At 62.6% G+C, this 23371-nt stretch carries 27 protein-coding genes, 1 tRNA gene and 2 pseudogenes; 4 read left to right on the plus strand and 26 right to left on the minus strand.

The genetic code is table 11. The features are described from left to right. Positions 1-9 precede the first annotated feature (9 nt). From J2Y69_RS00315 to J2Y69_RS00325, 3 genes are all read right to left on the minus strand, one after another. A complete protein-coding gene (locus tag J2Y69_RS00315) occupies positions 10-1446 on the minus strand; it encodes a CDP-glycerol glycerophosphotransferase family protein (RefSeq protein WP_310016485.1) in 1437 nt (478 codons plus the stop codon). Further along, entirely contained in the window at positions 1443-2696 is a 1254-nt protein-coding gene (locus J2Y69_RS00320) for a CDP-glycerol glycerophosphotransferase family protein (RefSeq protein WP_310016486.1), read from the minus strand. Before J2Y69_RS00320 ends, J2Y69_RS00315 begins: the two co-directional genes overlap by 4 nt. Before the next feature lie 95 nt (positions 2697-2791). After that, positions 2792-4264 (minus strand): S1C family serine protease, encoded by a 1473-nt coding sequence (locus J2Y69_RS00325; RefSeq protein WP_310016487.1) that lies wholly within the window; start codon positions 4262-4264, stop codon positions 2792-2794. A gap of 98 nt (positions 4265-4362) precedes the next feature. On the opposite strand from J2Y69_RS00325, the gene J2Y69_RS00330 reads away from it, so the two are divergent. Then, positions 4363-5568 carry an aminotransferase class I/II-fold pyridoxal phosphate-dependent enzyme gene (locus J2Y69_RS00330; protein WP_310016488.1) on the plus strand — a complete coding sequence of 402 codons (1206 nt, stop codon included), beginning with the start codon at positions 4363-4365 and terminating at the stop codon, positions 5566-5568. Here J2Y69_RS00330 and J2Y69_RS00335 read toward each other — a convergent pair. Beyond that, positions 5555-6400 carry a carbon-nitrogen hydrolase family protein gene (locus J2Y69_RS00335; RefSeq protein ID WP_310016489.1) on the minus strand — a complete coding sequence of 282 codons (846 nt, stop codon included), beginning with the start codon at positions 6398-6400 and terminating at the stop codon, positions 5555-5557. The two genes, J2Y69_RS00330 and J2Y69_RS00335, sit on opposite strands and share 14 nt — an antisense overlap. A 128-nt stretch (positions 6401-6528) precedes the next feature. Here J2Y69_RS00335 and J2Y69_RS00340 point away from each other — a divergent pair. The 3 genes and pseudogenes from J2Y69_RS00340 to J2Y69_RS00350 all read left to right on the plus strand — a co-directional run bounded on the left by J2Y69_RS00340 (position 6529) and on the right by J2Y69_RS00350 (position 9966). After that, a tRNA-Met gene (locus J2Y69_RS00340) sits at positions 6529-6602 on the plus strand. Positions 6603-6737: 135 nt separating this feature from the next. Further along, positions 6738-8654 (plus strand): YhgE/Pip domain-containing protein, encoded by a 1917-nt coding sequence (locus tag J2Y69_RS00345; protein ID WP_310016490.1) that lies wholly within the window; start codon positions 6738-6740, stop codon positions 8652-8654. A gap of 135 nt (positions 8655-8789) precedes the next feature. Beyond that, positions 8790-9966 (plus strand): annotated as a pseudogene (locus tag J2Y69_RS00350) (IS3 family transposase). A 38-nt stretch (positions 9967-10004) separates the two neighbouring features. Here the strand turns inward: J2Y69_RS00350 and J2Y69_RS00355 are convergent. From J2Y69_RS00355 to J2Y69_RS00445, 22 genes and pseudogenes are all read right to left on the minus strand, one after another. Further along, complete coding sequence (locus tag J2Y69_RS00355; RefSeq protein ID WP_310016491.1) at positions 10005-10271, minus strand: hypothetical protein; 267 nt, start codon at positions 10269-10271, stop codon at positions 10005-10007. 81 nt (positions 10272-10352) lie between these two features. After that, positions 10353-10838: a hypothetical protein gene (locus J2Y69_RS00360; protein ID WP_310016492.1), complete on the minus strand. Its 486-nt coding sequence runs from the start codon at positions 10836-10838 to the stop codon at positions 10353-10355. Between the two features lie 33 nt (positions 10839-10871). After that, positions 10872-11162: a hypothetical protein gene (locus tag J2Y69_RS00365; protein ID WP_310016493.1), complete on the minus strand. Its 291-nt coding sequence runs from the start codon at positions 11160-11162 to the stop codon at positions 10872-10874. Between the two features lie 27 nt (positions 11163-11189). Continuing rightward, the gene (locus tag J2Y69_RS00370; protein ID WP_310016494.1) at positions 11190-11654 is read right to left on the minus strand and encodes a hypothetical protein; all 465 of its coding nucleotides are present in this window, start codon (positions 11652-11654) and stop codon (positions 11190-11192) included. Next, positions 11651-12208: a hypothetical protein gene (locus tag J2Y69_RS00375; protein ID WP_310016495.1), complete on the minus strand. Its 558-nt coding sequence runs from the start codon at positions 12206-12208 to the stop codon at positions 11651-11653. Before J2Y69_RS00375 ends, J2Y69_RS00370 begins: the two co-directional genes overlap by 4 nt. 61 nt (positions 12209-12269) lie before the next feature. Beyond that, positions 12270-12734, minus strand: a complete 465-nt coding sequence (locus tag J2Y69_RS00380) for a hypothetical protein (RefSeq protein ID WP_310016496.1) — start codon at positions 12732-12734, stop codon at positions 12270-12272. Between the two features lie 7 nt (positions 12735-12741). Continuing rightward, complete coding sequence (locus J2Y69_RS00385) at positions 12742-14088, minus strand: DNA/RNA non-specific endonuclease (RefSeq protein ID WP_310016497.1); 1347 nt, start codon at positions 14086-14088, stop codon at positions 12742-12744. 292 nt (positions 14089-14380) lie between these two features. Then, entirely contained in the window at positions 14381-14908 is a 528-nt protein-coding gene (locus J2Y69_RS00390; protein WP_310016498.1) for a DUF6301 family protein, read from the minus strand. Between the two features lie 25 nt (positions 14909-14933). After that, positions 14934-15146, minus strand: a pseudogene (locus J2Y69_RS00395) (leucine zipper domain-containing protein); the annotation flags it as partial. Between the two features lie 191 nt (positions 15147-15337). Then, positions 15338-15610: a hypothetical protein gene (locus tag J2Y69_RS00400; RefSeq protein WP_310016499.1), complete on the minus strand. Its 273-nt coding sequence runs from the start codon at positions 15608-15610 to the stop codon at positions 15338-15340. Further along, positions 15607-15735, minus strand: a complete 129-nt coding sequence (locus tag J2Y69_RS18025) for a glycohydrolase toxin TNT-related protein (protein ID WP_396653017.1) — start codon at positions 15733-15735, stop codon at positions 15607-15609. Before J2Y69_RS18025 ends, J2Y69_RS00400 begins: the two co-directional genes overlap by 4 nt. Positions 15736-16228: 493 nt before the next feature. Then, positions 16229-17005: a TNT domain-containing protein gene (locus J2Y69_RS00405; RefSeq protein WP_310016500.1), complete on the minus strand. Its 777-nt coding sequence runs from the start codon at positions 17003-17005 to the stop codon at positions 16229-16231. Positions 17006-17190: 185 nt separating this feature from the next. Further along, entirely contained in the window at positions 17191-17655 is a 465-nt protein-coding gene (locus tag J2Y69_RS00410; RefSeq protein WP_310016501.1) for a YrhA family protein, read from the minus strand. A 120-nt stretch (positions 17656-17775) separates the two neighbouring features. Beyond that, positions 17776-18429: a hypothetical protein gene (locus J2Y69_RS00415; RefSeq protein ID WP_310016502.1), complete on the minus strand. Its 654-nt coding sequence runs from the start codon at positions 18427-18429 to the stop codon at positions 17776-17778. An 84-nt stretch (positions 18430-18513) separates the two neighbouring features. Beyond that, positions 18514-18744, minus strand: coding sequence for an immunity protein Imm33 domain-containing protein (locus tag J2Y69_RS00420; protein WP_310016503.1), 231 nt, complete (start codon positions 18742-18744; stop codon positions 18514-18516). A gap of 136 nt (positions 18745-18880) precedes the next feature. After that, a complete protein-coding gene (locus J2Y69_RS00425) occupies positions 18881-19447 on the minus strand; it encodes a hypothetical protein (protein WP_310016504.1) in 567 nt (188 codons plus the stop codon). 13 nt (positions 19448-19460) lie between these two features. Next, complete coding sequence (locus tag J2Y69_RS18030) at positions 19461-19622, minus strand: GH-E family nuclease (protein ID WP_396653007.1); 162 nt, start codon at positions 19620-19622, stop codon at positions 19461-19463. Between the two features lie 195 nt (positions 19623-19817). Next, positions 19818-20102, minus strand: a complete 285-nt coding sequence (locus J2Y69_RS00430; protein WP_310016505.1) for a hypothetical protein — start codon at positions 20100-20102, stop codon at positions 19818-19820. Further along, entirely contained in the window at positions 20099-20341 is a 243-nt protein-coding gene (locus J2Y69_RS18035) for a glycohydrolase toxin TNT-related protein (protein ID WP_396653008.1), read from the minus strand. The genes J2Y69_RS00430 and J2Y69_RS18035 overlap by 4 nt, the downstream gene beginning before the upstream one ends. A 223-nt stretch (positions 20342-20564) precedes the next feature. After that, positions 20565-21167, minus strand: a complete 603-nt coding sequence (locus J2Y69_RS00435; RefSeq protein ID WP_310016506.1) for a hypothetical protein — start codon at positions 21165-21167, stop codon at positions 20565-20567. Positions 21168-21183: 16 nt separating this feature from the next. Continuing rightward, a complete protein-coding gene (locus J2Y69_RS00440; RefSeq protein ID WP_310016507.1) occupies positions 21184-23100 on the minus strand; it encodes a T7SS effector LXG polymorphic toxin in 1917 nt (638 codons plus the stop codon). Next, the gene (locus J2Y69_RS00445; RefSeq protein WP_310016508.1) at positions 23097-23327 is read right to left on the minus strand and encodes a hypothetical protein; all 231 of its coding nucleotides are present in this window, start codon (positions 23325-23327) and stop codon (positions 23097-23099) included. The genes J2Y69_RS00440 and J2Y69_RS00445 overlap by 4 nt, the downstream gene beginning before the upstream one ends. Positions 23328-23371 lie beyond the last annotated feature (44 nt).

Genomic DNA, 23371 nt, shown 5'->3' on the forward strand with positions numbered 1-23371 from the left:
CGCCCCGACTCAGGCCGTGACGTAGCCGAGGTCGAGGATCCGGGAGACCACGCGCGATGCTGCGGCCCCGTCGTCGCGCGCGTTGAACTGGGCCTGCCAGGCCACGTACCGCTCGGCGTGGCGCACGATCGACCCGGTGTCGGCCAGCGCCGCGATCAGCTCCTCCTGGGAGCGGACGAGGGGTCCTGGGGCGCGCTCGGCGAGGTCGAAGTAGAACCCGCGCAGCTCCCCCCGATAGTGCTCCAGATCGGGCACGAGGAAGTACATCGGCCGCCCGGTGACGCTGAAGTCGAACATCACCGACGAGTAGTCGGTGATGAGGGCGTCCGATGCCAGAAGCAGCTCCCCGGTGTCGGGGTAGCCGGTGACGTCGATCACCCGCGCACCATCGTGGTCCCGTCCCGGCTTGATCGTGCGCGAATGCCCGCGGACGAGGACGACGGCGTCCGCGCGGACGGCGAGGCTCGCAGGATCCACGAAGTCCACCATCTCGGTGCGGTCGTCGCGCCAGGTGGGCGCGTAGAGCAGCACCGTCTCGTCCTCGCCGATCCCGAGCCGGGCGCGGACCGCCGCCGCGTCGCCGGTGACGAGCACGTCGTTGCGCGGATAGCCGTCCACCCAGATCGGCCGGCGGAGGAACGCGTAGGCCTTCCGCAGCACCCGGGCGGCGTACGGGTTCTGCGCGAGCAACGCGTCCCAGCGCCGGGACTCGCGGATGACCGCGAGCGCACGGCGGGGATGGAACCCCGGCCGATGGAGCGCGAGGCGCTTGAGCGGCGTGCCATGCCAGGTCTGCAGCACCCGCTGCCCCGGCTTCCGGTCGAACCGGCGTCGCAGCCAGTCGTTGACGACGAGAAGCCGCGCGGCTCCCCGTGCCCGCCACCATTCCGGAGTTCCCTCGATCACCGGGATCGCGCCGTCCGGCACCGCGATCGACAGGTCGGTCACGCTCCAGTAGCGGGTGACGCCGGGCGCGCGGACCGCCAGCTCCCGATCGATGGCACCGGGGTTGCATCCGGTGCTCTGCCCGTAGAAGCTCTCGAAGAACACGGCGTTCTCAGTGCCACCGGGAAGGGCGACGTAGCGCCCTTCGAGCGCGAGCTGCCCTTCGGCCGTCTCGTGCGCGGGATCGATCGGCGCCGCGACGCTCACAATGCCGCCGTCCACGGCCACCCGGAGGGCGGGGAGCAGGGTGGGCGGAAGATCGAGGCCGGCGAGGTCCTCATCGCCGATGACCAGGCGGTAGTCCCCGGCCGGGAGCGGGAGCTCCGCGCCGCCCCATCGCGACGCCCTCAGCGGCAGCGTCGCCTTCCAGGTCTTCCCGCCGCCGGTGACCCGTCCCGTGGCGTGAGCGCGCGGACCGACCAGCGCCGCTCCTGCCGGGCGGGGGCCCGTGCCGGAGACGATGAGCGTCTCCTTCTCCTCGTCGATGAGGACGGTGGTCATTCTGCTCCCTTCGGCCCGGGGACACCCCGGCTGCGGATCGCCAGATAGACGCGCTCGGCATTGCGCCCGTCGCGATGCGCGTGCATCTCGGCGCTCAGAGTACTGGATCGCCGAGCGCGCGCCGCGAACACGGCCTCGTCGCCGAGCAGCCGTTCCAGCTCCTCCACCGTCGAGGTCCAGTCCCTGTGGAAGTCCTCCCCCGCGACGTCCTCGTACCGTCCGTAGAATCCGCGACTGCGGCTGTATGCCTCCGGATCCGGTGCGAGGTAGAGGACCGGCATGCCGAGCAGCCCCACGTCGTAGGCGAGCGAGGAGTAATCAGTGACCAGCACGTCGACGGCGGGCAGGATCGGGGTGATGTCCGGCACGACCGACGATCCGATCGGACGGATCCGATCGGACGGGCTCGCCGGCCGGTAGTCCCCCTCCCCCAGCGGGTGGGAGCGCACGAGGAGAACGGCGTCCTGCGCGTCGAGGAGCCGCGCGATCAGATCCCACTCCTGCGGGGAGGGCACCGCGGGGTCCGCCGCGCCGTCCCGCCAGGTGGGTGCGTAGAGGATCACCCTGGCGCCTTCGAGGACCGCGCCCACGGCGGCGTCCCGGAGCCCGATCGCGGTTACGCGGCGCTGCTCGGGCTCCCCTGCCGAGAGCACGTCGACGCGCGGCTCTCCGGTGACGAGGACCTGCTCGACGCCGAGACCGAACGCCGACTCCAGCCGACCGCGGGCACGGTCCGAGGCGGCGGGGAGGATCCTGATCCGCTGAGCGGCGCTCCGATACAGCGCGCCGAGGAGGAGCTGCAGTGGGCGGAACCCGGGGAGGACGGCGCTCTGCACGGTGGCCGGGGAGTCCAATCCGATGCACTTAAGGGGGATCCCGTGCCAGAGCTGCACGACGAACGCCCCCGAGGAAGCGTAGCGGTTCACGTCGCCCAGGCCGTGGGTGACGATGACGACGCCGGCCCGTGCCGTCGCCCACCATCCGCGCAGGCCGCCTTTGCGGAGGGTCGGGATCCCGAGGGCGGCCGCATCGCGCTCCTCGCGCTCGGACCCGACCAGCCAGACGGCGCCGTGGCCCTCCGCGGCGGCGATCCGCCAGAGGGCGAGGGCGCCGTCGCCGATCCCCGCGCCGCAGCCGAAGACCCAGTCCTCGCGTCTCGGGATGAGGGTGTTCGCGATGCGCCCGGCGACGTACAGCGGGATGCGGAGGAGTTTCCCGGCGTTGCCCGCACGAAAGGAGAAGGACGCCACCCCGCGAGCCTATCGCGGGGTGGCGTCCTTTCCTCCGACCTCGGGTCAGAGGGCGGCGGGCGGCGGAAGAGGGGGGCGCCGGACCGCCGCGTCGATCACGACGTCAGCGTCCCCAGCGTCGCCGTGACCGTCTGAGAGCGACCGTCACGGACGAAGGTGATCTCCGCCTTGCTGCCGGCCGCTGCGGCGCGCACCTGGGCGGTGAGGTCGTTCGCGTCGGTGACCGGTGCGCCGTTGAACTCGGTGACGATGTCGCCGGCCTTGAGCCCTGCGGCCTCCGCGGCACCGCCCTGGGTGACCTCGGCGATCGCCGCGCCCACCACCTTCGCGTCCTGCAGGCTGCTGGCCGACTTCACCGACGCGCCGAGCAGGCCGTGGGTGGCGGCGCCCTTGTCGATGATCTCGGCGGCGACCCGCTTGGCCACGTCGGAGGGGATCGCGAAGCCGACGCCGATGTTCCCGGACTGATCGCCGGTCTGGCTGCTGCCCGCGCTGGCGATCGCCACGTTGATGCCGATCAGCTTGCCGTCGCCGTCCACGAGGGCGCCACCGGAGTTCCCGGGGTTGATCGCGGCATCGGTCTGGATCACCGAGATCGAGATCGTCTCCTTCGCCCCGGAGGACTGCCCGCGCCCAGGGATGTCGAACTGGAACGGCTGCTGGTCCTGACCATCCGGGTTCTGCTGATCCTGCTGCTGATCCGATCCATCGGACGGCAGAGCCGAGGACTGGATCTGGATGCTGCGGTTCAGGGCGCTGACGATGCCCGTGGTGACCGAGTTGGCAAGGCCCAGGGGCGCGCCGACGGCGACCGTGAGCGCACCGACGTTGAGCTTGGAGGAGTCGGCGAACTCGATCGGCGTCAGGCCGCTCCCGTCGTTCACCTTGATGACGGCCATGTCGTAGATCGGGTCGATCCCGACGACGGTGGCGTCAAGGAGACGCCCGTCCGAGGTCGTGACCCGGATGGTCGGGTTCGCTGCCGCGCCGTCGAGCGTGACGACGTGGGCGTTGGTGAGGATGTGTCCCTGCTTGTCGAGGACGACCCCCGATCCGCTGCCCCCGGACGATCCGCCGGACACCTCGATGGTGACGACCGACGGCACGACCTTCGAGGCGATGGCCGTCGCCTCCGACACCGACTCCGGGTTGTTCACCGTGACCGTCGACGGCCCGGTGGCGGGGGTGGAGGAGTTCTGCGCGTTGAGGGCGTTGGCGAGCGTCGCGCCGCCGAGGCCGACGCCTCCGCCGACGAGGGCTGCCGCGAGGACCATGGCCACCACGGCCGACGCTCCCACGCTCCGCTTCTCCTTGGGCTTGTCCGCGGACGGCACCGGCTGCGCGGCGATGCCGAAGGCGGCGCCGGAGGGCGCGGCTCCCGACGGCGCAGCGCCGGCCGCGTCCTGCAGCGGGAGGGTCGCCCCCGGGGGGATCGGCTCGGTGGGTGCCGTGGCGTACGCGGGGGTGCCCGTCGGAGCATCCGCCGGTGCGGCGGAGGTGTTCGACGAGAACGCCGCGGGGACGTCGTGGCCGGCGCCGGATTCGGGGCGAGGTGTCTGATCGTTCATTTCTGCTCCTTCGGACATTGCTCTTACAGACTGACGCCGGCGTCTGTGTATTCCTTATGGCCGACTTGGGATTCCGCTATGCCATTACCCTGGGCAGCATGGGAATCGTGACCGGCGCGTGGCGCCGAACCGCGGCCGGAGCCGGCCTTCTCTCGCCCGAAGGGCGCGCGGCGCCCACCATCTTCGCAGAGATGTCGGCGTTGGCGGCGAGGACCGGGGCGGTGAACCTCGGCCAGGGATTCCCTGATGAGGACGGCCCTTCGGTCATCCTCGATGCGGCCAGGGAGGCCATCGCCCGCGGTGCCAACCAGTATCCGCCGGGTCGGGGCGTCCCCGACCTCCTCCGGGCGATCGCGGAGCATCAGCGGCGCTTCTACGGGATCGAGGTCGACCCCGAACAGGAGGTGCTGGTGACGGCCGGCGCCACCGAGGCGCTGGCCGCGACGGTCCTGGCGCTGATCGACGGCCCCGACGACGAGGTCGTCGTGTTCGAGCCCTTCTACGACTCCTATGCGGCGATCGTCGCCCTCTCCGGCGCCCGGCTCCGGACGGTCCCCCTTCGTCGCCCCGATTTCCAGCCCGACCTCGAGGATCTCGCCGCCGCGGTCACCGACCGCACCCGCATCATCCTGGTGAACGATCCGCACAACCCGACCGGTGCCGTGTTCTCGGAATCCGTGCGCCAGGAGATCGTCCGTCTCGCCGAACGCCACGACGCGATCATCGTGACCGACGAGGTGTACGAGCATCTGGTGTTCGGGGCGGACCACGTGCCGATCGCCACGGTGCCCGGCGCGGCGGAGCGCACGCTGACCATCTCCTCCGCCGGGAAGACCTTCGCCGTGACGGGGTGGAAGATCGGCTGGGTGCACGGGCCCGCGGAACTGGTGACCGCCGTGCTCAGCGTCAAGCAGTTCCTCACCTACGTCAACGGCTCGCCGTTCCAGCCCGCGGTCGCGGTGGGCCTCCGGCTCGGCGACGAGTTCTTCCGCGACGCGGCGGAGACCCTCCGGCGCAAGCACTCGCAGCTCGCCGACGGGCTCAGGAGCGCCGGGTTCGACGTCCTGCCCCCTCAGGCCGGATACTTCACGGTCGCGGATGCGACGGCGCTCGGCGGCGCCGATGCCGCCGCGTTCTGCCGCGCCCTCCCGGAGCGGGCCGGGGTCGCGGCGATCCCGTTGACGGCGTTCGTGCAGCCCGAGCATCGCGAGAGCGTGGCTGGGCTCGTCCGATTCGCTGCGTGCAAGCGCCCCGAGGTGATCGCGGAGGCCGCCTCCCGGCTCGCGCGGCTCAGCGCGGAATGACGTCGTAGCGGCGCAGACGCAGCACCGGATTGATCTCCCTGACCCGGGTCACGGCGGCCCGGTCAAGCTCCGCGATCGCGATCCCCTCCCCCGTTCCGACGCCCGCCACCGTCACTCCCTGGGGGTCGACCACGCTCGAATGCCCCACTCCGATAGGCGTGGGGTGGTCCGCGGCGACCAAATAGACGGTGTTCTCGATCGCCCGTGCGGCGAGCAGGGTCGTCCAGTGGTGCTCCTTCAGAGGTCCGCGCACCCATTCGGCGGGGGCGACAATGACATCGACCCCCGCGTCGACGAGCGTTCTGGCGACCTCCGGGAACCTCAGGTCGTAGCAGGTCATCAGCCCGAACCGGAGGCCGTCCACCTCGAACGTCTCGGCGGCGCCGGTCTCCCCCGGCGCGATCCAGTCAGACTCGGTCTGACCGAACGCGTCGTACAGGTGCTGTTTGCGGTAGCGCGCACGGACCCCCGTCCCGTCGACGGCGACGACCGTGTTGTGGACACGGGCGGAGGCTCCGGACCGCTCCTCGGCGTCGACCCGTTCCACGACACCGGCGACGATGGTGACCTCGTGCGCGACGGCGAGCGCACGAAGCCCTTGCACGAACGGGCCGTCGAGCGTCTCGGCGTTCGCAGCGAGGGAGGCGTCCATCGGATCGACGAAGAAGCTCGCGTACTCCGGGAACACCAGCACCCGCGCTCCCCGTCCGACCGCGGATGCGGTCAGCTCGGCGATGCGCGCGAGGTTCCTCGGGCGGTCGGCGGTCGGGGCGAACTGGCAGACCGCGACGACTGTGGCGGCTGCCGTTGTGACATCGGATCCGGCGGACATGGCCCCATCCTCTCCCATCCCCGCCTCTCCGCGCCCCGTGCTCTCGCGCGCCGGCACCCTCGCTCCTCCGCCTCTCGGCGCCCCGATTGGACGACCCCCGAAAGCCGTGCTAGGCTCATGTCTTGTGCCGCGGGGTGGAGCAGTTCGGTAGCTCGCCGGGCTCATAACCCGGAGGTCGCAGGTTCAAATCCTGTCCCCGCAACAAAAGAAGACCCCCTGATCTGGAGAAATCCAATCAGGGGGTCTTTGCATTCCCCCTCCTGTACGACGCCTTCGGCTTATCGAGCCATCGGCTGAAGAAGACGCGAGCGAGCTGGACACAGTTGAGGAGATATGCATGGCGAACCTGTCAGCGAGGCCCCGAACGAGAACTGCGCGACTGGCTTCTGCGGCGATGCTGCTGGTGGCACTGTGCGCGAGCTTCGTGGCCGTGAACAACACCACCGCGCAGGGCGCCGAGAGCTTCAGGCCCACCGTGGGCTTGGTGAACGAGGATCTTGCCGCTGGTTTCAACGGTGACGAGTATTCATTCGGCACGTCGTTCGTCGACCGGATCTCGAAAGATTCCGACTACAACTGGATCGTGCTCTCCCGCCCTGTGGCGGAAAAGGCCTACAAAGATGGCTCCCTCGATGCGGTCTTCTACATCCCTCAGCCGTTCACGCGGGACATCCTGACGCTCCAAGAGCTCAATCCCACGAAAGCGACCGTCGAGTACAAGCTCCGATCCCAATCAGACGAGCGCGCAGATCAGCTGCTGGAGAGCAAGATCGTCGGTATCGTGCACGGGTTCAACCAGAGCGTCGTCAAAATGTACTATGCCTCGCTTGCCGACAACATCGCCGAGGCGGACGGACACATGTACGCCACGCTCGGCAACCAGGAAGCGCTCGTCGCAGCATTGACGGCGGACGTGCAGGAGCCGTTCACGGGCACGATACCCAACATCGAGAGCTTCGTGTCGAGCGCGACAAGCCTCAAGGACGTGAACGCTGCGACCGCCGAGGCTCAGAACACGTTCGCGAAGTCGGTCACGGATTCGCTTGCAACGAGCAGCGAAGCCCTCTCCGGGCAGCTGCCGAAGATCGAGGAGTACACGAACAGGCAACAGGAGATCGCGCAGATCAACGCGACCAACAGCAACAAGGGCATTGCCGGTCAGGCGACGTCCGACCAAGGTTTCTACGGCGCCCAGTTCGAGGCGTTCAGGACCAGCGTGCTGTGCATGCTGAGCGGACTCGACGCCTCTGACCTGCCCGCACTCTGCACACGCCCGGACGGCACCGTCCCCCCGCACCTGAGCAGCAGGATCGCCGAGCTTCGGCAAGCGATCGCGCAGTACACGACAGACCACACCCAGTCCGTTGACAGCGTGCATGCCGATCTCGACACGAGAATCCGGAATCTCCACGCCATCGAGGCGCGCCTCACCACTCCGACCGTCCCAAGTGACCCGGCTGATCCGACCGACCCAGCCAACCCAGCCGACCCAGCCAATCCGACCGACCCGGCCGACCCGACGGTTCCGGCCCCTCCTCTTGATCCGGCCATCCTTGCAAGCCTGCGGACAGAGATCCTCGCGCTTGAGGCCACCCGCGACGCGCTCCACACAGACATCCCTGCTCCCGTGCTCGATCCTGCCTTGACGAATGTGGACACCTGGTTCACAGACACGATCACGAGCATCAAGGCTGCCGCGCTGACGGCGAGCACCATCATCAGTCTCGAGGTCAGCGACTGGAGCAGCTACAGTCCCGACGGGGCCGGGCTCTACGTCGACGGCAGCGGTGAGCTCCAGACCGGCATCACCGGTCTCGTCACCCAGTCGGCGCAGACCGGCAGTCAGATCGCGAGCAGTGCGGCGACTGTACCCGACAACACCAGCCAGTTCGACGCGCTTCTGCAGAACGCCACGACCACATCCGCCGGCGCGGAGGATGTACTCGCCGGACTCAACGACCTGGTCACCACGGGCAACAGCGGACTCGAAGAGAACCAGGCCTTCTACGAGAACTTCTCGACTGTCCTGGCGAACACGAGGACGCAGGGCGTCGACACGAGCAGCATCTACGACTTCTTCGCCGCACCGATCAACGCAAAGAACATCACCGCAGAACGTGCGGCAACTGCGAACGTGCCCGACCCCGCCGGCTGGTTCGACATGAAATGGGCGGCCGTGTTCGGTGGCGGGCTCCTCGCCGGCATCCTCGCGACAGCACTCGGCGGCGCCCTCCGCAAGAGGAAGAAAGCCTGACCCCATAGGGCTACCGGCCTTTTCCCTCTCACTGGGCACCCCGCGGACCGATACGTTCGAGCTATCGGGCGTGAGGAACGGACTGGTGACAACTGATCGTTAGCGCTCAGGGGCGCTGGCGGGGAGGATGTCATCATGCCTGGTCCCTATCCCAGAGAGTTCCGTGAGGACGTCGTCGCGGTTGTTCGCAGTCGCGAGAGCGGCGTCACCATCAAACAGATCGCCACCGACTTCGGGATCAGCGAAGCGACGCTGCAGAACTGGCTGCGCCAGGCCGACGTCGAAGGGGGCAACCGTCCGGGTCAGACCGCTGCAGACGCGGCTGAGGCGCGAGAGTTGAAGAAGCGGATCCGGTTGCTGGAGCAGGAGAACGAGGTGCTCAGGAGGGCTGCGGCGTATCTGTCGCAGGCGAACCTCAAGCTCGGCGGCGCCCCAAAATGACGTACCCGCTCGTTGCTGAGCTCGCCGAAGCGGGGATTCCCGTGACGGTGTCGTGCCTGGTCCTCAAGCTCGCAAGACAGCCCTATTACCGGTGGCGCAACGACCCGATCCGGGACGCGGACGTGCTCCGCGCGCACCGACTCAACGCCCTGCATGACGCGCACCACGACGACCCGACATTCGGATACCGATACCTCGCCGACGAAGCCCGACGGGCGGGGTGGCGGATGAGCCGGCGGACGGCGTGGAAGCTGTGCTCGCGGGCCGGGATCCTCTCGTCCGCGCAACGCTGACGACGCGGGAAAGGCAAGAAGGCTGGCCCACCGGTATTCGATGATCACGTGCAAGGGGTGTTTCGCGCCGACGCGCCGAACCGGCTCTGGCTCACGGACATCACGGAGCAGAGGACGAGCGAAGGCAAGCTGTACTGCTGCGCGATTAAGGATGTGTTCTCGAATCGGATCGTGGGGTACTCGATCTCGGATCGGATGACCGCGAAGCTCGCCGTCGACGCCGTCCGCAACGCTGTCGCCCGCCGCGGTGAGGTCGCCGGTTGCATCCTGCACGCGGATAGGGGCAGCCAGTTCCGGAGCCGAGCTATGGCCCGCGAACTACGGCGTCACGACATGGTCGGCTCGATGGGCAGAGTCGGGTCCGCCGGGGACAACGCCGCCATGGAATCGTTCTGGTCGCTACTGCAGACCAACGTGCTCAACCAGCAGCGGTGGGCGACGCGGCAGGAGCTGCGCCTGGCCGTCGTCGTCTGGATCGAGCGGAGTATCACCGGCAACGAGCCCAAGACGCCCTCGGCGGGTTGACGCCCATCGAGTTCGAAGCCAAACTATCCGAGCCGCTCACACTCGCGGCCTAAACCGAACCTGTCACCAGTTCGTTCCTCACGCCCGAACGTCAGAGTCCAGCCCGGTCCTTGTACACCCACAGATACGCTTCCTCCAATGAGCCAACAAACGGCACACCATAGCTCACCGAGGCCTTGAAAAACAGATCCCTTTCGTCCGACTGCCAAATCTCGTACTGACCATCCCCGACAGGAACAAAATTGAACCTTCTTCGCACCAGATCCGTCTTGTCCTTAGATACCCAGACGAGATCTTCGGCGCTTTCGCGCGCGTACCCAAGAATCGCCATACATTCGAGATACTCTTCATGATTCATGGGATCTCCTTTATGTACCCAAAACGCTCGAGTTCTTTGATACCACCAGGGAAATGATACTGTGTCCCACCACCGCCTTGTTCAAATCCGGACGAGGTTCCCGGCGATCTGTCCGATCACGAACGCGTCACCACCGGCGACCTGCCCGGCAACGGTGCTGAGCTGGTTCCAGAGTTGGGAGCGCGCGTCCTCACTCGTCGCGAGAGTATAGATACCGGTACCGATCTCGACCACGTTCACCTGCGCGGCCTCGCTGACCACCTGACCAAGCCCGGAACCGACGCCCGCGAGAAGTTGGAGGCCCTTGTCGCCAGACGCGATCGCGGGTTGTGCGACGTTCACGTCATACCACTGACCGATGCCGTCGCTCGCCATCCCGATCAGATTCAACCCGTCACCCGTGCTCGCGATGGAGGCATGGTCAATCGCACTGTTCACCCCACCCACAACCAACGACCCACCCAGCACGGTCAAGCCAAGCGACACACCACCCGTAAACGGCGTGCCGACCACACCAATCGCGACGACGACCGCACCGGCGACAACCTGCAGGCCATCCCACAACAACCCCCACAGCGCATCTTCCTTCCGCTGCCGCTCCTACTCCACCTCCACATCAGCGACATACCCGGAAAGCAACGCCTCCCACCCGTCAGATGCAACCCGCGCATGCTCCTCGCAGTACCCCACCATCCCGCCGGTCAGCTCACCCAACCGCCCCAGGGCGAGATCGAAACTCCCCGGGGCGTAAGACCAACCCTGCCCGACGGTCAGGTTCCCCACATTCTTCACGACACTGTTCAGCTCAGCGATCAGCTCCCGCACCTGACCGAAACCCGGATCCGTGGCCTCATACGCCCCCCACGGCTCCTGCTGCGTCTTCGCGATCAACCGCGCACGCTCAAAATCACCCAGGCATTACTGGCCGGCGAGCTCAGCCTGCAGCTTGGCCTTCCACGCAAAGTCGCCTTCCCAGTGTTGCCAGAAGTCGTCCTTCTTCTCTTCCTCCGTCAGATCCTCGTAGTACGCCCAGTCGCTCTCGACCTGACCCGTCTTAGTATCCATTGCCCAACGGAATCTCACCGGCGACTTACCTTGCAGCTCGCGAAGAATGTCGTGCAACTCAACGATCCTCAGGGAGATAAAGGCTGAATTCTCCCTAAGCGCTTCGCGCGTCAGAACTTCGGAGTTGTTCAGTATGCGGTTCTGCTCGACTGCATACTTTAGAACGCCCTCGTAACTCGTAACGTTGCCCTGCAGGTCATCCGTGATCTTGCCTTGCACGTAGATTTTTTCAATGTCGTGGACGACCTGCTCTATCGTGAAATTGAGAATCTCGTCTTGAATCTCGGATAGTCTCGCGAAACTTGCCTCGTTGGTCATGGCTTCTCCTTAATCGGACGCGGGAACAGGATTCGGTAGGCGGCGCTCAAAGAACTCGCCATCAATATAAAACTCCGCTTTGAACCCGATCGGGCGTTCACTGCTGTCGTACAGAAGACGGATTTCGACATCGGTAACCTTCTTCGGTGGAATCGCAGAGAGGGCGCGCTGCCAGGCGCGTTCCATCGCGGCCCATTCCGATCCTGCACCCCGATTGAGTTTCCAAGCGTGGCCACGACCGTCACCGTGCTGCCAGCACCCTTGATCCAGTCGAGGACGCTGGTGATGGTGCTCGGAGTGGCAAGTCTTACGGGGCCTCCGAGGTCGGAAGCCTTGTTCCAGAGGCCGTCAGTCCTGGCAACGACGCCGCCGGTTTTGCCGATCTTCGCTGCCGCACCGAAGGGGACAAGGTTCCCGGCGATCTGTCCGATCACGAACGCATCCCCAGCAGCGACCTGCCCGACCGTGGCGGTGAGTTGGTTCCAGAGCTGGGAGCGTGCTTGGTCGCTGGTGGCGAGGGTGACGATGCCGGTACCGATCTCGACCACGTTCACCTGCGCGGCCTCGCTGACCACCTGACGGACACCGGAACCAAGACCTGCAAAGAACTGGAGACTACTGCCCGGCTAGCTCAGCCTCCAGCTGCGCCTTCCATGCAAAGTCGCCCTTCCAGTGCTTCCAAAAGTCGTCCTTCTTCTCTTCCTCAGTCAGGTCCTGATAATAGGTCCATTCACTGTCGACATGACGATTTTGGGTATCCACCGACCAGCGGAATCGCACCGGTGATCTGCCCTGAAGTTCAAGGAGCAGATCATGAAGAGCTTCAATACGGGTCGTAACAAATTGCGAGCTCTCGCGAAAATCGTCCTTTGAGATCACGTCACTATTGTTGAGCACTTCAGCTCCCCGGATCACATACTTGAGACTTCCCTGGACCATTGTGACGTGGCCGGCTCCGTCATCAACAATCTTTCCCTGAATGTAAAACTTGTCGACCTTGTCCGCCACCTGCCGCCAAGTGAACTGGAGAATCTCATCTTGAATCTGCGAAAGTCGCTCTAGCCCCATCGTCTCATTCATGTTTGCCTCACTTTGGGTTAGGAAATGGTGCGCTGAAGAATTCGTCGTCGACCTCGTAATCAACTTCAAACCCGGCTGGTCGTTTGTTGCTGTCGTATAAAACACGGATCTCGACGTTGGTGACGGCACGTGGCGGTGTGTCGCTGAGCGCGTCTCGCCAGGCGCGTTCCATCGCGGCCCATTCCGATCCTGCACCCCGATTGAGTTTCCAAGCTTGGCTGACGAGGTTACGAAGGGTGAAGTCGCCGTCGAACATGTCAGCAACCAGGTGTCCCGCGTCGTCCCCAGGGAGCTTACCGGGCGTGTTGCGGGCGTTGGGCAGGCGCGGCCGCTCGGGCTTGAGGTGCAGTTCGTCCACGATCACCCGATCGATCAAGCCTCTACTGTTCGTCTCGTACACGTAGTTGTGATTCGTGCCTGGGGCGCTCGCCCGATAGGTGACGTTAGGAAGCAAAGCACCCTTACGGTTCGGATCAAACGGGTCCACAACCTCAGTCTTCCCGCGAGCATTGCTCACCTTGTCCGGCACGCGTGCGGCGGGGGTGAACTTGTCGCTGACGGTTGGACCGTTTCCGCCGAGCTTGGATCTGATCCAGTCAAGGGCACTGGTGATGGTGCTCGGAGTGGCAAGTCTTACGGGGCCTCCGAGCTCGGAAGCCTTGTTCCAGAGGCCGTCAGTCCTGGCAACGACACTGCCCGACTTACCCAACTTCCCCGCCGCACCGAAGGGGACAAGGTTCCCGGCGATCTGCCCGATCACGAACGCGTCACCACCCGCGACTTGCCCGGCAACCGTGCTGAGCTGGTTCCAGAGCTGGGAGCGTGCTTGGTCGCTGGTGGGGAGGGTGACGACACCGGTACCGATCTCGACCACGTTCACCTGCGCAGCCTCGCTAACCACCTGACCAAGCCCGGAACCGGCACCCGCGAGAAGTTGAAGGCCCTTGTCCCCAGACGCGATCGCGGGCTGCGCAACGTTCACGTCATACCACTGCCCGACTTGTTCGCTGGCCATCCCGATCAGATTCAACCCGTCACCCGTGCTCGCGATCGAGGCATGGTCAATCGCACTGTTCACCCCACCCACAACCAACGACCCACCCAGCACGGTCAACCCCAGCGACACACCACCCGTAAACGGCGTGCCGACCACACCAATCGCGACGACGACCGCACCGGCGACAACCTGCAGGCCATCCCACAACAACCCCCACGCGGCTTCCTCCCGCCGCTTCCGCTCCTGCTCCGCCTCCACATCAGCGACATACCCGGAGAACAGGGTCTCCCACCCGTCGGATGCAACCTGCGCGTTCTCCTGGCAGTAGTCCAGCATCCCGCTCGTCAGCTCACCCAACCGCCCCACAGTGAGGTCGAAACTCCCCGGGGTGTAAGACCCGCCCCTGCCCGACGGTCAGATTCCCCACCTTCCTCACAACACCATTCAGCTCAACGATCAGCTCCCGCACCTGACCGAAACCCGGATCCGATTGCTGAGCCCAGTTCCCCGACCATTGGCGGCGAGCTGACCCGACAACTGGTCTCGGACGTCTCGGCCGGCGATCTGGGTCCGATGCTGTCGACGGTGTCGTGCGCGTCCAGTTGCAGCGAAGCGCTGAGGTCTCTGGACAGATCCTGTGCTGGTCTGTCTAGAGGTTGGACTCCTGATGATCGCCAATCGGACGCGACGGATCAAGACCTTGACGCTCTTCTTCCCGCTCAATGTTGGCGACCCACGGCGACAGCACCAAAAGGACGATCTCATGGGTAAGCCGCTCCACCGCAAGGCGGCTTTCGTTCCCCAAGTCCCAATGATAACGCTGAATCCCCGGAGCTCTCGTGAAGTTGCTTCCTAGGACAGAAGCAACTCCATCCGAAAGCAGTCTGAATGTGGATGACATGTCCCGCTGGATAGCATTGTGATGCCGCGCGCTTTCCGAGAGAGGAATGGTTATCTCGGCCGCCTTATCCTCCCTGAGAAGAACATGTATCGTTGCATCCTTTTCCGCCATATCAGCGGAAAGGCCCACCCCCTTCTTGCGGCCTGACGTGACCACCCAGTCAAGGTCGTCGGCAATTGCTTTCACCTGTTCCCTCGAAATCGGCCACTCAAGCGTGCTGAAGGTTTCAATGATCGGGCGCAGTCGATCCTCGGTCAGCGTCTTCAGTTCGTTCATTCTCTTCCTTAGGGGAAATTGTGAATGGGGTCTTGTTCGGATGCCGGTGCGGCCTGCTTGACCGGTCTGCCATCCCTGCCTCGCCCAGCTCGACGTAACGCCTCGCCCATTTCATCGCGGTCGGATACGACACTCGGAAGTACCTCGCGGCGCCCGCCACCGGCCACCCCTCATCGACGACCTGCCGAGCCAACCGGAGTCGTTGGCGCGGCGTCAAGGCCGCGTTAGCGTGGGACACGAGAACCTCCTCGGGTCAGAGCGGAAGCGGTAGCGGCTCCACTCTGCCTTGGAGGTTCTCGTCACATCAGAGCATCCAGATCAAACAACGTCCCTGGGCACTACAGCTAGCCATACTCAATATCTTCCATGCAAAGCCACTCTTCCAGTGCCGTCAGCAGTCCCCGCTCAATTCAAAACAAGATTCGGACGTCAGAGTCCAGCTCGGTCCTTGTACACCCACAGATACGCTTCCTCCAATGAGCCAACAAACGGCACACCATAGCTCACCGAGGCCTTGAAGTAGCCTCTTCTATCACTCGGAAGAAATACCTCGTACAGACCGTCACCTACCGGAACGAAGTTATACTCGCGTTGCGTAAGATTCGACTCGACACCATCAACGGAAATCCAGATAAGTCGATCAACTTCTTGATTAGAATACCCCAGATCCATCATTCGCTGCATGAATTCTTGATGATTCATGAGATCTCCTTTAGGCATCCAAATCGCTCGAGTTCTTTGATGCCACCTGGGAAACGATACTGCGTCCCACCACCACCTTGTTCGAACCCAGGCGCAATTTCACCCATACGGAGCTTATCGGGCAGAGGTTGCGTGCCTCATACCACACCACACCACACCACAGTAGTGTTTTCTCCTAGGCGGTCTGGTGACAATGACAATTGATCGAAAGTTGTTTCAAGCGAGGCTGTGAAACCGCCATTGCGAGGTTTCCCGTGCTGATCAATGTCGACTTGGGCAATGCTCGCATCCGAATGTGTGATCGCCTGGAAACCATCGATAAGAAATCACGCGGAGTTAGGCCGCAGTCGCACTTGCTTTTCGCGCCAGCTTCTTTTCCGCTCGAACACGTATTGATAGGCGTCGTCTAACGTCACCGCGGGGCCAGAATCCGCAACCCCACCAACCCGAAAGAAGCCATCTCTTTCGTTAGAGAACCAGACTTCATATAGACCGTCAGTCGTGGGTACGAAATTGTACGTCCTCAAAACCATGTCAGAGGAATCCCTTGACAGCCAGATAAGTCCCTCAGCATCCTCCTGCGAATATCCGATTTCCAACATGCTCTTGAGATATTGCTCATGATTCATTGCGTCTCCTTAAGGAAGCCTTATCTTGGATCCCGCGTGGGAAATGGTATTGGGTACCGCGCCCCGCTTGTTCGAATCCCGGGGCAATCTCACCCATTCGTATATCGTCAGGTAGCGGTTTGAGGATCTCGTATCTCAGTACTGTGGTGTTATGTCCAAGCCGATCAGGCGGTAGTGACAGCCGGTCGAAGGTCGTTCCGGGAGGAGCCGCGAAGCTCCCGTCGAGTGCCTCTCCATCCTTCCCCACAAAGGTAATACGCTCGATTCTATCCCCCGGAACAAGATCAGCCGGTTTCGATATTCCGTTCATGAATCCATTCGTATGTGGCGGATTGTCTGGCCAGTTCCACTTGGCATGCCCATGGCCGTCGAATCCGGCAACGTACTTGTCCATGAAGCGTTCCCAGCCCAGACCACCTGTGGGATCGTAGCCAGGCAAATTCTTCTGCTGAACGGCACCTTCCAGCGTGTCCCTCAAGGCCTGAACCTGCGGGTCACCGTGCCGACTGGATTCCCCGCCACCTCCAATATCCTGGAGGCCGTCGTCACGCTTCAGATTACCTACGTGCCCCCTACCCCTCAGCTTTTCGAGCACGCTTCTGACCTGGGTGGTGGCCACGACCGTCACCGTGCTGCCAGCACCCTTGATCCAGTCGAGGACGCTGGTGATGGTGCTCGGAGTGGTGAGCTGGTTCCACAGCTGCGCGCATGCGTCTTCGCTAGTAGCGAGTGTGACGACACCCGTACCGATCTCGACCACGTTCACCTACGCAGCCTCGCTGACCACCTGACCAAGCCCGGAACCGGCACCCGCAGGGAGCTGGAGACCATTGCCACCCGATGCGATCCCGGGCCGTGCGACAGTCATGTAATACCACTACCCGACACCCTCACTCGCCACCCCGATCAGGTTCAACCCGTCACCCGTCGCGGCGACGGAACTACGGAATTTTAGCGTTGGTCGACCCAGCGGCTCAGGATGGCTGAGAAGAATTCATCGAAAGTGTCGAACATCTCCATCTCTTCAGCAGAGGGCTTGTCGAGTATGAGGTACTTCTCGCGCTCGATGTCGTAAACGAACCAATCGATATTGCCGTCCCCGAGAAACGTGTAACGGCGCTGTTCTTCAACCCCATGCCAGATGATGTTGCTGGCGATGATCGCATTGTTCGTGGAAACATCCAATGGATTGATGTCGTCACTCAACTCGACGTCAACATGATAGAAAACGTTGCCGTCGTACTCCAACCCGTTCTGAATTCTCCAAAACTCGGCAAACTCAGCCGGAATGACGAGACTGTACACAGATCTAGCAAAATATAGAAAACTTCCTACGTCTTCAACGGGAGGCGAGATGGAATCCCCGTACTTTCCATTGATTTCGTTGATCACCTTGAGGCATTCAACCCAATTCACCGCTGACCTCCCGTGTAAACGTCGCCCAGGATCTTGGGTCAAGGAACCGGTCTCGACTCTCCGACACGTAGGCTCCTAGTGGTTTCGATCTGATAGTTCGTTATCATTTTATGGTAAGGCTCATTCTTGATGAGCACGAGGTTGCCGAAATCGTTGGTACCACTGCCGTCCAGGGGATGCTTGTGATGCACTTGATACCCCTTCGTGGGGTAGCCCATCTCTCATGCGAGCAACGTCAACATCATCGAACCCGAGGCGGCGCAGATCTTCTTGTTTTTGTGCAAGACCTTTCAAGAATTCACCACGGATTCCCCGGTCGAAGTCTTTTCGCAGTTGTGCCGCCTCACCGCGGTCGCGTTTGGTGTACTCGAAGCTCTTAACGCTGATGTCCTTAACAGTCAAGATCTCACCACGCAAGGACGCGGAGAAGACATCGCCGTTGGAGAGCCTCGCCTCAAACCCTATGGAATTTCCTCCACCGCCGCTGCCCCGGAGGTCGGTGCGTGCCGTGGTGGGTGTGTCAGTGGTGCGGAGCAGGCGTGTCAGGGCGTCCGTGACAGGTGTGCCAGGTGGGAGCTTTCCTACGCCCGCGAGGGCGGAAGCGGGGCGGAGGTTCTGCCCCACCTCGCTGAGCCTCTTCTCGGCGTTGCCGAGGGCGGTAAGGAAGTCGTCTCTCGAAGCGGTCAGGGCGTGCTTGACGGCGTCGGCCGCGTTCGTGACGACGACCTTCGCGGACCCGACCGCGCCCTTCCCCCACACCAGAGCGCTCGTCACGTTCTCCAGCTTCAGAGTGCGTCCGAGGCGGCGGATCTCGACCAGCGCGACGGGACACCCTCAGGCGACGAAGTCGATCCCTGACTACTGTCGGTAGCCTGGCGGGACGTACATCTGCTCGGGCGTCAACTCACGCCCTGTGGGCGTCTCCACGATGCGCTTACCCTGTTCGTCGACAACGATCTGCAGATCACTTCCCACTGGCAGATCGTAGATACCAATCAATGCAGGCTCGACCCCACAGGCATCATTGAAATCGGTGATGCGCCAATTGCTCGGATCAGCAAGATACTCGCCACTGTCCGCCGCGCTCATGATACGCCAACCGTATCGGCAGACGCTTTCGACGGCTCGCGCAGCATCCAACGCACCGGAGCCCTCCCCTCCCACGCGCTCACCGTCATCAAACACGCACCCGCCTAAGGAATAATATCCACGCTCCGCTCCCGACTCACGAGATCACATCAATGTCTTGGCCCGATGCGGCAGCATACGCGAGAACCTCATCACGCATGAAGCCGAACATGGTGCCCGCTAGATATTGCCCAACGCTCGCCTCACGACGCTTGTCGACATGCGCTGTCAGATCAGGCTGAGAGTGCACAATGGCAGCAGCAAACGCGGCGCGTGTGTACTCCTTGCTCGCTGAGATGTCAGTGACAAGCATCGTCAGCGGGAGACCGAACCGTGGGGAGCGAAGGTTGATGTCGGCACCTCCGTCCAACAAGCGACCGATGAGCGCCGCCTCGCCTTCCGGGTCACGATCCCGCTCACGCCCCCACAACACATGAAACACATTCACACGATCACCGCTCGTACTCACCAGGCTGGGGTCCGCACCGTCATCCAGCAAACGATTCGCAATCGCCAACCGCGCCCGAGGATCCTTATTCGACACCGCCTCACCGAGGAGCCCGACTACGCCTAAGGTGGCATCGAACGGCATGGCCCCGGGGTCATAGACTTCACAGAACTCCTCATACGTCCCGTAAGAGGCAGCCATTATGGGCGAGGCCATGAGTTTCTCCTAGCTAAAAGTTGTACTCGTCGACGTGTGATTGATTTCTCAGTGGATCCTCGACTCGATACCTGTCAGGATCACGATATCGCCTGAGGAAGTCGTCTCTTGAGATCTGGCCGCTGAGGTATTGCTTCCGAAGCCGGAATGACGAGACCGTACACAGACGCCGCAAATCTCACAAACTCTTCGACATTTTGAGCGAGTTTCGGGTTAGAGCAACCTCGCGTGGTTCTATCCTCGGGACAAGATCAGAAGCGCCTCTTGCCATCTCATCGCTGACCTCCCGTATACACATCGCCCGGGATCTCGGGCCAAGGAACCGATCTCGCCTCCACGACACGATTGGTCGGTCATGCCCCGTCGTCGACTACGTCCCCAACCGAAGCTTCCGCCGCTTGCTGACCTCCAGAATGTACTCAAACGCCTCGTCCAAGGTTCCCTTGAAGTCGCCACCGTCATCCGTCATTGCAGGGAAGTGGCCGGCTCTATCGCTGGGCTTGAGGATCTCATATTGATCGTGGTCGATTGGAACAATGTTGAACTCGCGCCCCGTGAGGTCTCTTGGATTGGAAGCAATCCAGACCGCGTCAAGTGCAGCTTCGCGGCTATAGCCGAGCAACATCATCCGCTGAACAAAGTCCTCAGTTGTCACTTGATCTCCTCAAGATATCCAAGTTCGACGAGTTGCTCGAAACCTGGAGCGATCTCTCCCATCTGCACATCATCCGGGAGGGTGTGCAGGATGCGGTAGTTCAGCTTGATGGTGTTGGCACTGAGCCGGTCGGGCGGGAGCGATAACTGGTCGAAAGGGGTACCGGGCGGAGCAGCGAAGTTTCCACCCAAACCGGGAGCGCTTCTGCCCCGCCCACAACGCCCCACCCGCGTCCTCATACTCGTCGACGCGGAATCCGCACCCAGATAAGTCCATCAACTTCTCGCTCAGAGTACCCCAGGCCCGTCATACGTTGCATGAATTCTTCATTATTCATGCAGTCTCCTTTAGGTATCCAAGTCGCTTGAGCTCTTTGATTCCGCCCGGGAAATAATACTGTGTCCTACCACCACCTTGTTCAAAACAACAACCCGAGCGCTACCATAGAGCATGCACGCAGCATCAGCTCAGCTGAAGCTGCCCAAGGGCACTTTCGGGATCAAAGAAACGACCCCAGTCGCCAAACTCAGGTATCTTGAACCAGTTAGCAGAGACGTCCACTCCTTGATATTCTCGAATCTCCACGTCGTCAGGGTTTCCAAAGCCGTGACTTGTTACGACTTCCTCCTTCGCATACCCATCCTCACGAAACTGCATTGTGATGTGGCCAGTTGACTGGTTCCGCCGGAGATGTTTACCCTCGTTAAGGTATGAATACCAAGTGATCTGGCCAAGAAAAACAGATTCATCACTTCCCGCGTACGGGATTGATTCATCTTCCGAGTGATAATACCCACTCCAAATATAGCCAACATCAATGGTGCGGTGCTGATTGATTTTGTGGAGCACAACACCGTTGGCACGTGGGTATATCTGCAGGTAGCTGGCCGGTTGCCCACTCCCATCGAGCCGCACAATGCCGAACCACCTATCGCGATTCGCGGCGTTCAGCTCGTATCGTGTGCGCGCCTCAACTTCGGTAAGCTCCGTTGAAAATAGACCCCACCGCTTCTTGGGGTTGTCCGGCCCTGCCCCTACCTTATCGCAGTAAATATAGTCAAGCATAGCCACATTCTACCATCTATTCGTAGATATTTCCCTGGACATCTCGGATAATGACCGGTGGTTCTTTTGAGGCGGCGTGCTCTAGCAGTTCTTTGGAAATCCCCCTATCTTGCACCGGCACCTCAAGAATCAGATCTCCGTCAAGGATGCCGCCGCCCTTTATTGGAGAATCCGGCGGGTACTTTCTCAGCATCTCGTCGATGTACTCCTTCCCAGTCTCCAAACGAATATCTGCAAGTTGCGTATTCTTCCGTGACACGATTTCTTTACCGGGTACATATGAATCGAGCACTTTGTTGTTTCCGAGTTGGAGCTCGTTGTGTGGGTATCGATGGTGGTTTTGATAGTTGAACTGTTGGCCTTCGGCCACTCGTTTGCGCCAGGGAGGAAGATCTTCTCTGGCGAGTAGATCATTCAGCCACTCTGGGTTCCGCGAGGCAACGATGCCTTGTGCCCCGTCCGGTACGCGTGCGGCGGGGGTGGATTCGTCGCTGACGGTGGGACCGTTTCCGCCGAGCTTGGATCTGATCCAGTCGAGGGCACTGGTGGTGGTGCTCGGAGTGGCGAGCTTGATGGGACCTCCGAGCTCGGAAGCCTTGTTCCAGAGGCCGTCAGTCCTGGCAACGACACTGCCCGACTTACCCAACTTCCCCGCCGCACCGAAGGGGACAAGGTTCCCGGCGATCTGTCCGATCACGAACGCGTCACCACCCGCGACCTGCCCGGCAACCGTGCTGAGCTGGTTCCACAGCTGCGAGCGTGCGTCTTCACTGGTCGCGAGAGTGACGATTCCGGTACCGATCTCGACCACGTTCACCTGCGCAGCCTCGCTGACCACCTGACCAAGCCCAGAACCGGCACCCGCAAGGAACTGCAGACCCTTGTCCCCCGATGCGATCGCGGGCTGCGCAACGTTCACGTCATACCACTGACCGATGCCGTCGCTCGCCATCCCGATCAGATTCAACCCGTCACCCGTGCTCGCGATGGAGGCATGGTCAATCGCACTGTTCACCCCACCCACAACCAACGACCCACCCAGCACGGTCAAGCCAAGCGACACACCACCCGTAAACGGCGTGCCGACGATACCGATCGCCATGACAACCGCGCCACCCACGACCTGCAGCCCGTCCCACAACAACCCCCACGCGGCTTCCTCCCGCCGCTTCCGCTCCTCCTCGGCCTCGACATCATCGACGTAACCAGCGAAGAGAGTCTCCCACCCGTCGGCGGCGACCTCCTGGTTGGTCTTGCAGTAGTCCAACATCCCCTTCGTGAGCTCATCCAACCGCCCGCGCGTGAGGTTGAAACTCCCCAGCTGGTATAAGCGTCCCTGCCCGTTGGTGAGACTCCCCACCTTCTTTATAGTCCCGTTCAACTCGCTAAGCAGGCTCTTCACCTGCGCGAAACCGGGATCCGTAGCCTCATACGCCTCCCACGTCTCCTTCTGCGTCTTCGCGATCCGGTGCAGGTCTTGGAAGCTGTCGGCCGTCCGGTCAGCAGCCCCCGCCCCCGCCCCACCCAACGACACCAGATGCGACGCGCTCGCAGCGATCGACCGGAGATCATCAGCGAAACCCCGAAGCTGTTCCATGCCCGTGTCCAGCTGAGTGAGGTGCGCATCGAACTCATCGTTCACAAGCCGGAAATTCCCGTCCGCGTCGACCTGAGAGTACCCGTTCCAGTACACCCCAATCGCAGTCTGGAACGTATACAAGCTCACCAACAGCGACTGCACGACCGGAACATGCACCTCCCGGATATACGCACGCATCGCATCCGCACCCACACCACTAATATTCCCCGACGCGGCAAGGGACTCCAGACCCTGCGCCAACTCTGCTAACGCCTCGATCCGATCCCCAAGTCCCTTCTGTAAACCCGGAGACGACGCCTGCCACGAATCAGCGGAAAACTCCACCACACTCACCGCGGCACCTCACACACCTGCGCGTCCTGCGCATCCTGCACCTCGATGTTCACCCCAAGCTGATCGAACTCCCCCGTATCCTTCTGCGCCAAAGCACCATACGACGCAATCAGCGCCGACAGATCGGCATAGATCTCCGAGACGACCGTAACTCCGGGTACGTTCAGGCCGTCTCCGCGATTCCAACCGTCTGTCGTCCCCGCCACGCGGGACGTGAGCGTGGACACGTTCCGGGTCTCCTCATGAAACCCATCACGAACACCCCGGGTTC

Source organism: Microbacterium resistens, from assembly GCF_031456305.1.
GTDB lineage: Bacteria > Actinomycetota > Actinomycetes > Actinomycetales > Microbacteriaceae > Microbacterium > Microbacterium resistens_A.

Bases quoted from the DNA above. Each gene is read 5' to 3' on its own strand.
- J2Y69_RS00315 (WP_310016485.1), bottom strand. From the start codon at position 1,446: ATGACCACCGTCCTCATCGACGAGGAGAAGGAGACGCTCATCGTCTCC.
- J2Y69_RS00325 (WP_310016487.1), bottom strand. From the start codon at position 4,264: ATGAACGATCAGACACCTCGCCCCGAATCCGGCGCCGGCCACGACGTC.
- J2Y69_RS00330 (WP_310016488.1), top strand. From the start codon at position 4,363: ATGGGAATCGTGACCGGCGCGTGGCGCCGAACCGCGGCCGGAGCCGGC.
- J2Y69_RS00335 (WP_310016489.1), bottom strand. From the start codon at position 6,400: ATGTCCGCCGGATCCGATGTCACAACGGCAGCCGCCACAGTCGTCGCG.
- J2Y69_RS00345 (WP_310016490.1), top strand. From the start codon at position 6,738: ATGGCGAACCTGTCAGCGAGGCCCCGAACGAGAACTGCGCGACTGGCT.
- J2Y69_RS00355 (WP_310016491.1), bottom strand. From the start codon at position 10,271: ATGAATCATGAAGAGTATCTCGAATGTATGGCGATTCTTGGGTACGCG.
- J2Y69_RS00370 (WP_310016494.1), bottom strand. From the start codon at position 11,654: ATGACCAACGAGGCAAGTTTCGCGAGACTATCCGAGATTCAAGACGAG.
- J2Y69_RS00380 (WP_310016496.1), bottom strand. From the start codon at position 12,734: ATGAATGAGACGATGGGGCTAGAGCGACTTTCGCAGATTCAAGATGAG.
- J2Y69_RS00390 (WP_310016498.1), bottom strand. From the start codon at position 14,908: ATGAACGAACTGAAGACGCTGACCGAGGATCGACTGCGCCCGATCATT.
- J2Y69_RS00400 (WP_310016499.1), bottom strand. From the start codon at position 15,610: ATGAATCATCAAGAATTCATGCAGCGAATGATGGATCTGGGGTATTCT.
- J2Y69_RS00420 (WP_310016503.1), bottom strand. From the start codon at position 18,744: ATGAGCGCGGCGGACAGTGGCGAGTATCTTGCTGATCCGAGCAATTGG.
- J2Y69_RS00425 (WP_310016504.1), bottom strand. From the start codon at position 19,447: ATGGCCTCGCCCATAATGGCTGCCTCTTACGGGACGTATGAGGAGTTC.
- J2Y69_RS18035 (WP_396653008.1), bottom strand. From the start codon at position 20,341: ATGAGGACGCGGGTGGGGCGTTGTGGGCGGGGCAGAAGCGCTCCCGGT.
- J2Y69_RS00435 (WP_310016506.1), bottom strand. From the start codon at position 21,167: ATGCTTGACTATATTTACTGCGATAAGGTAGGGGCAGGGCCGGACAAC.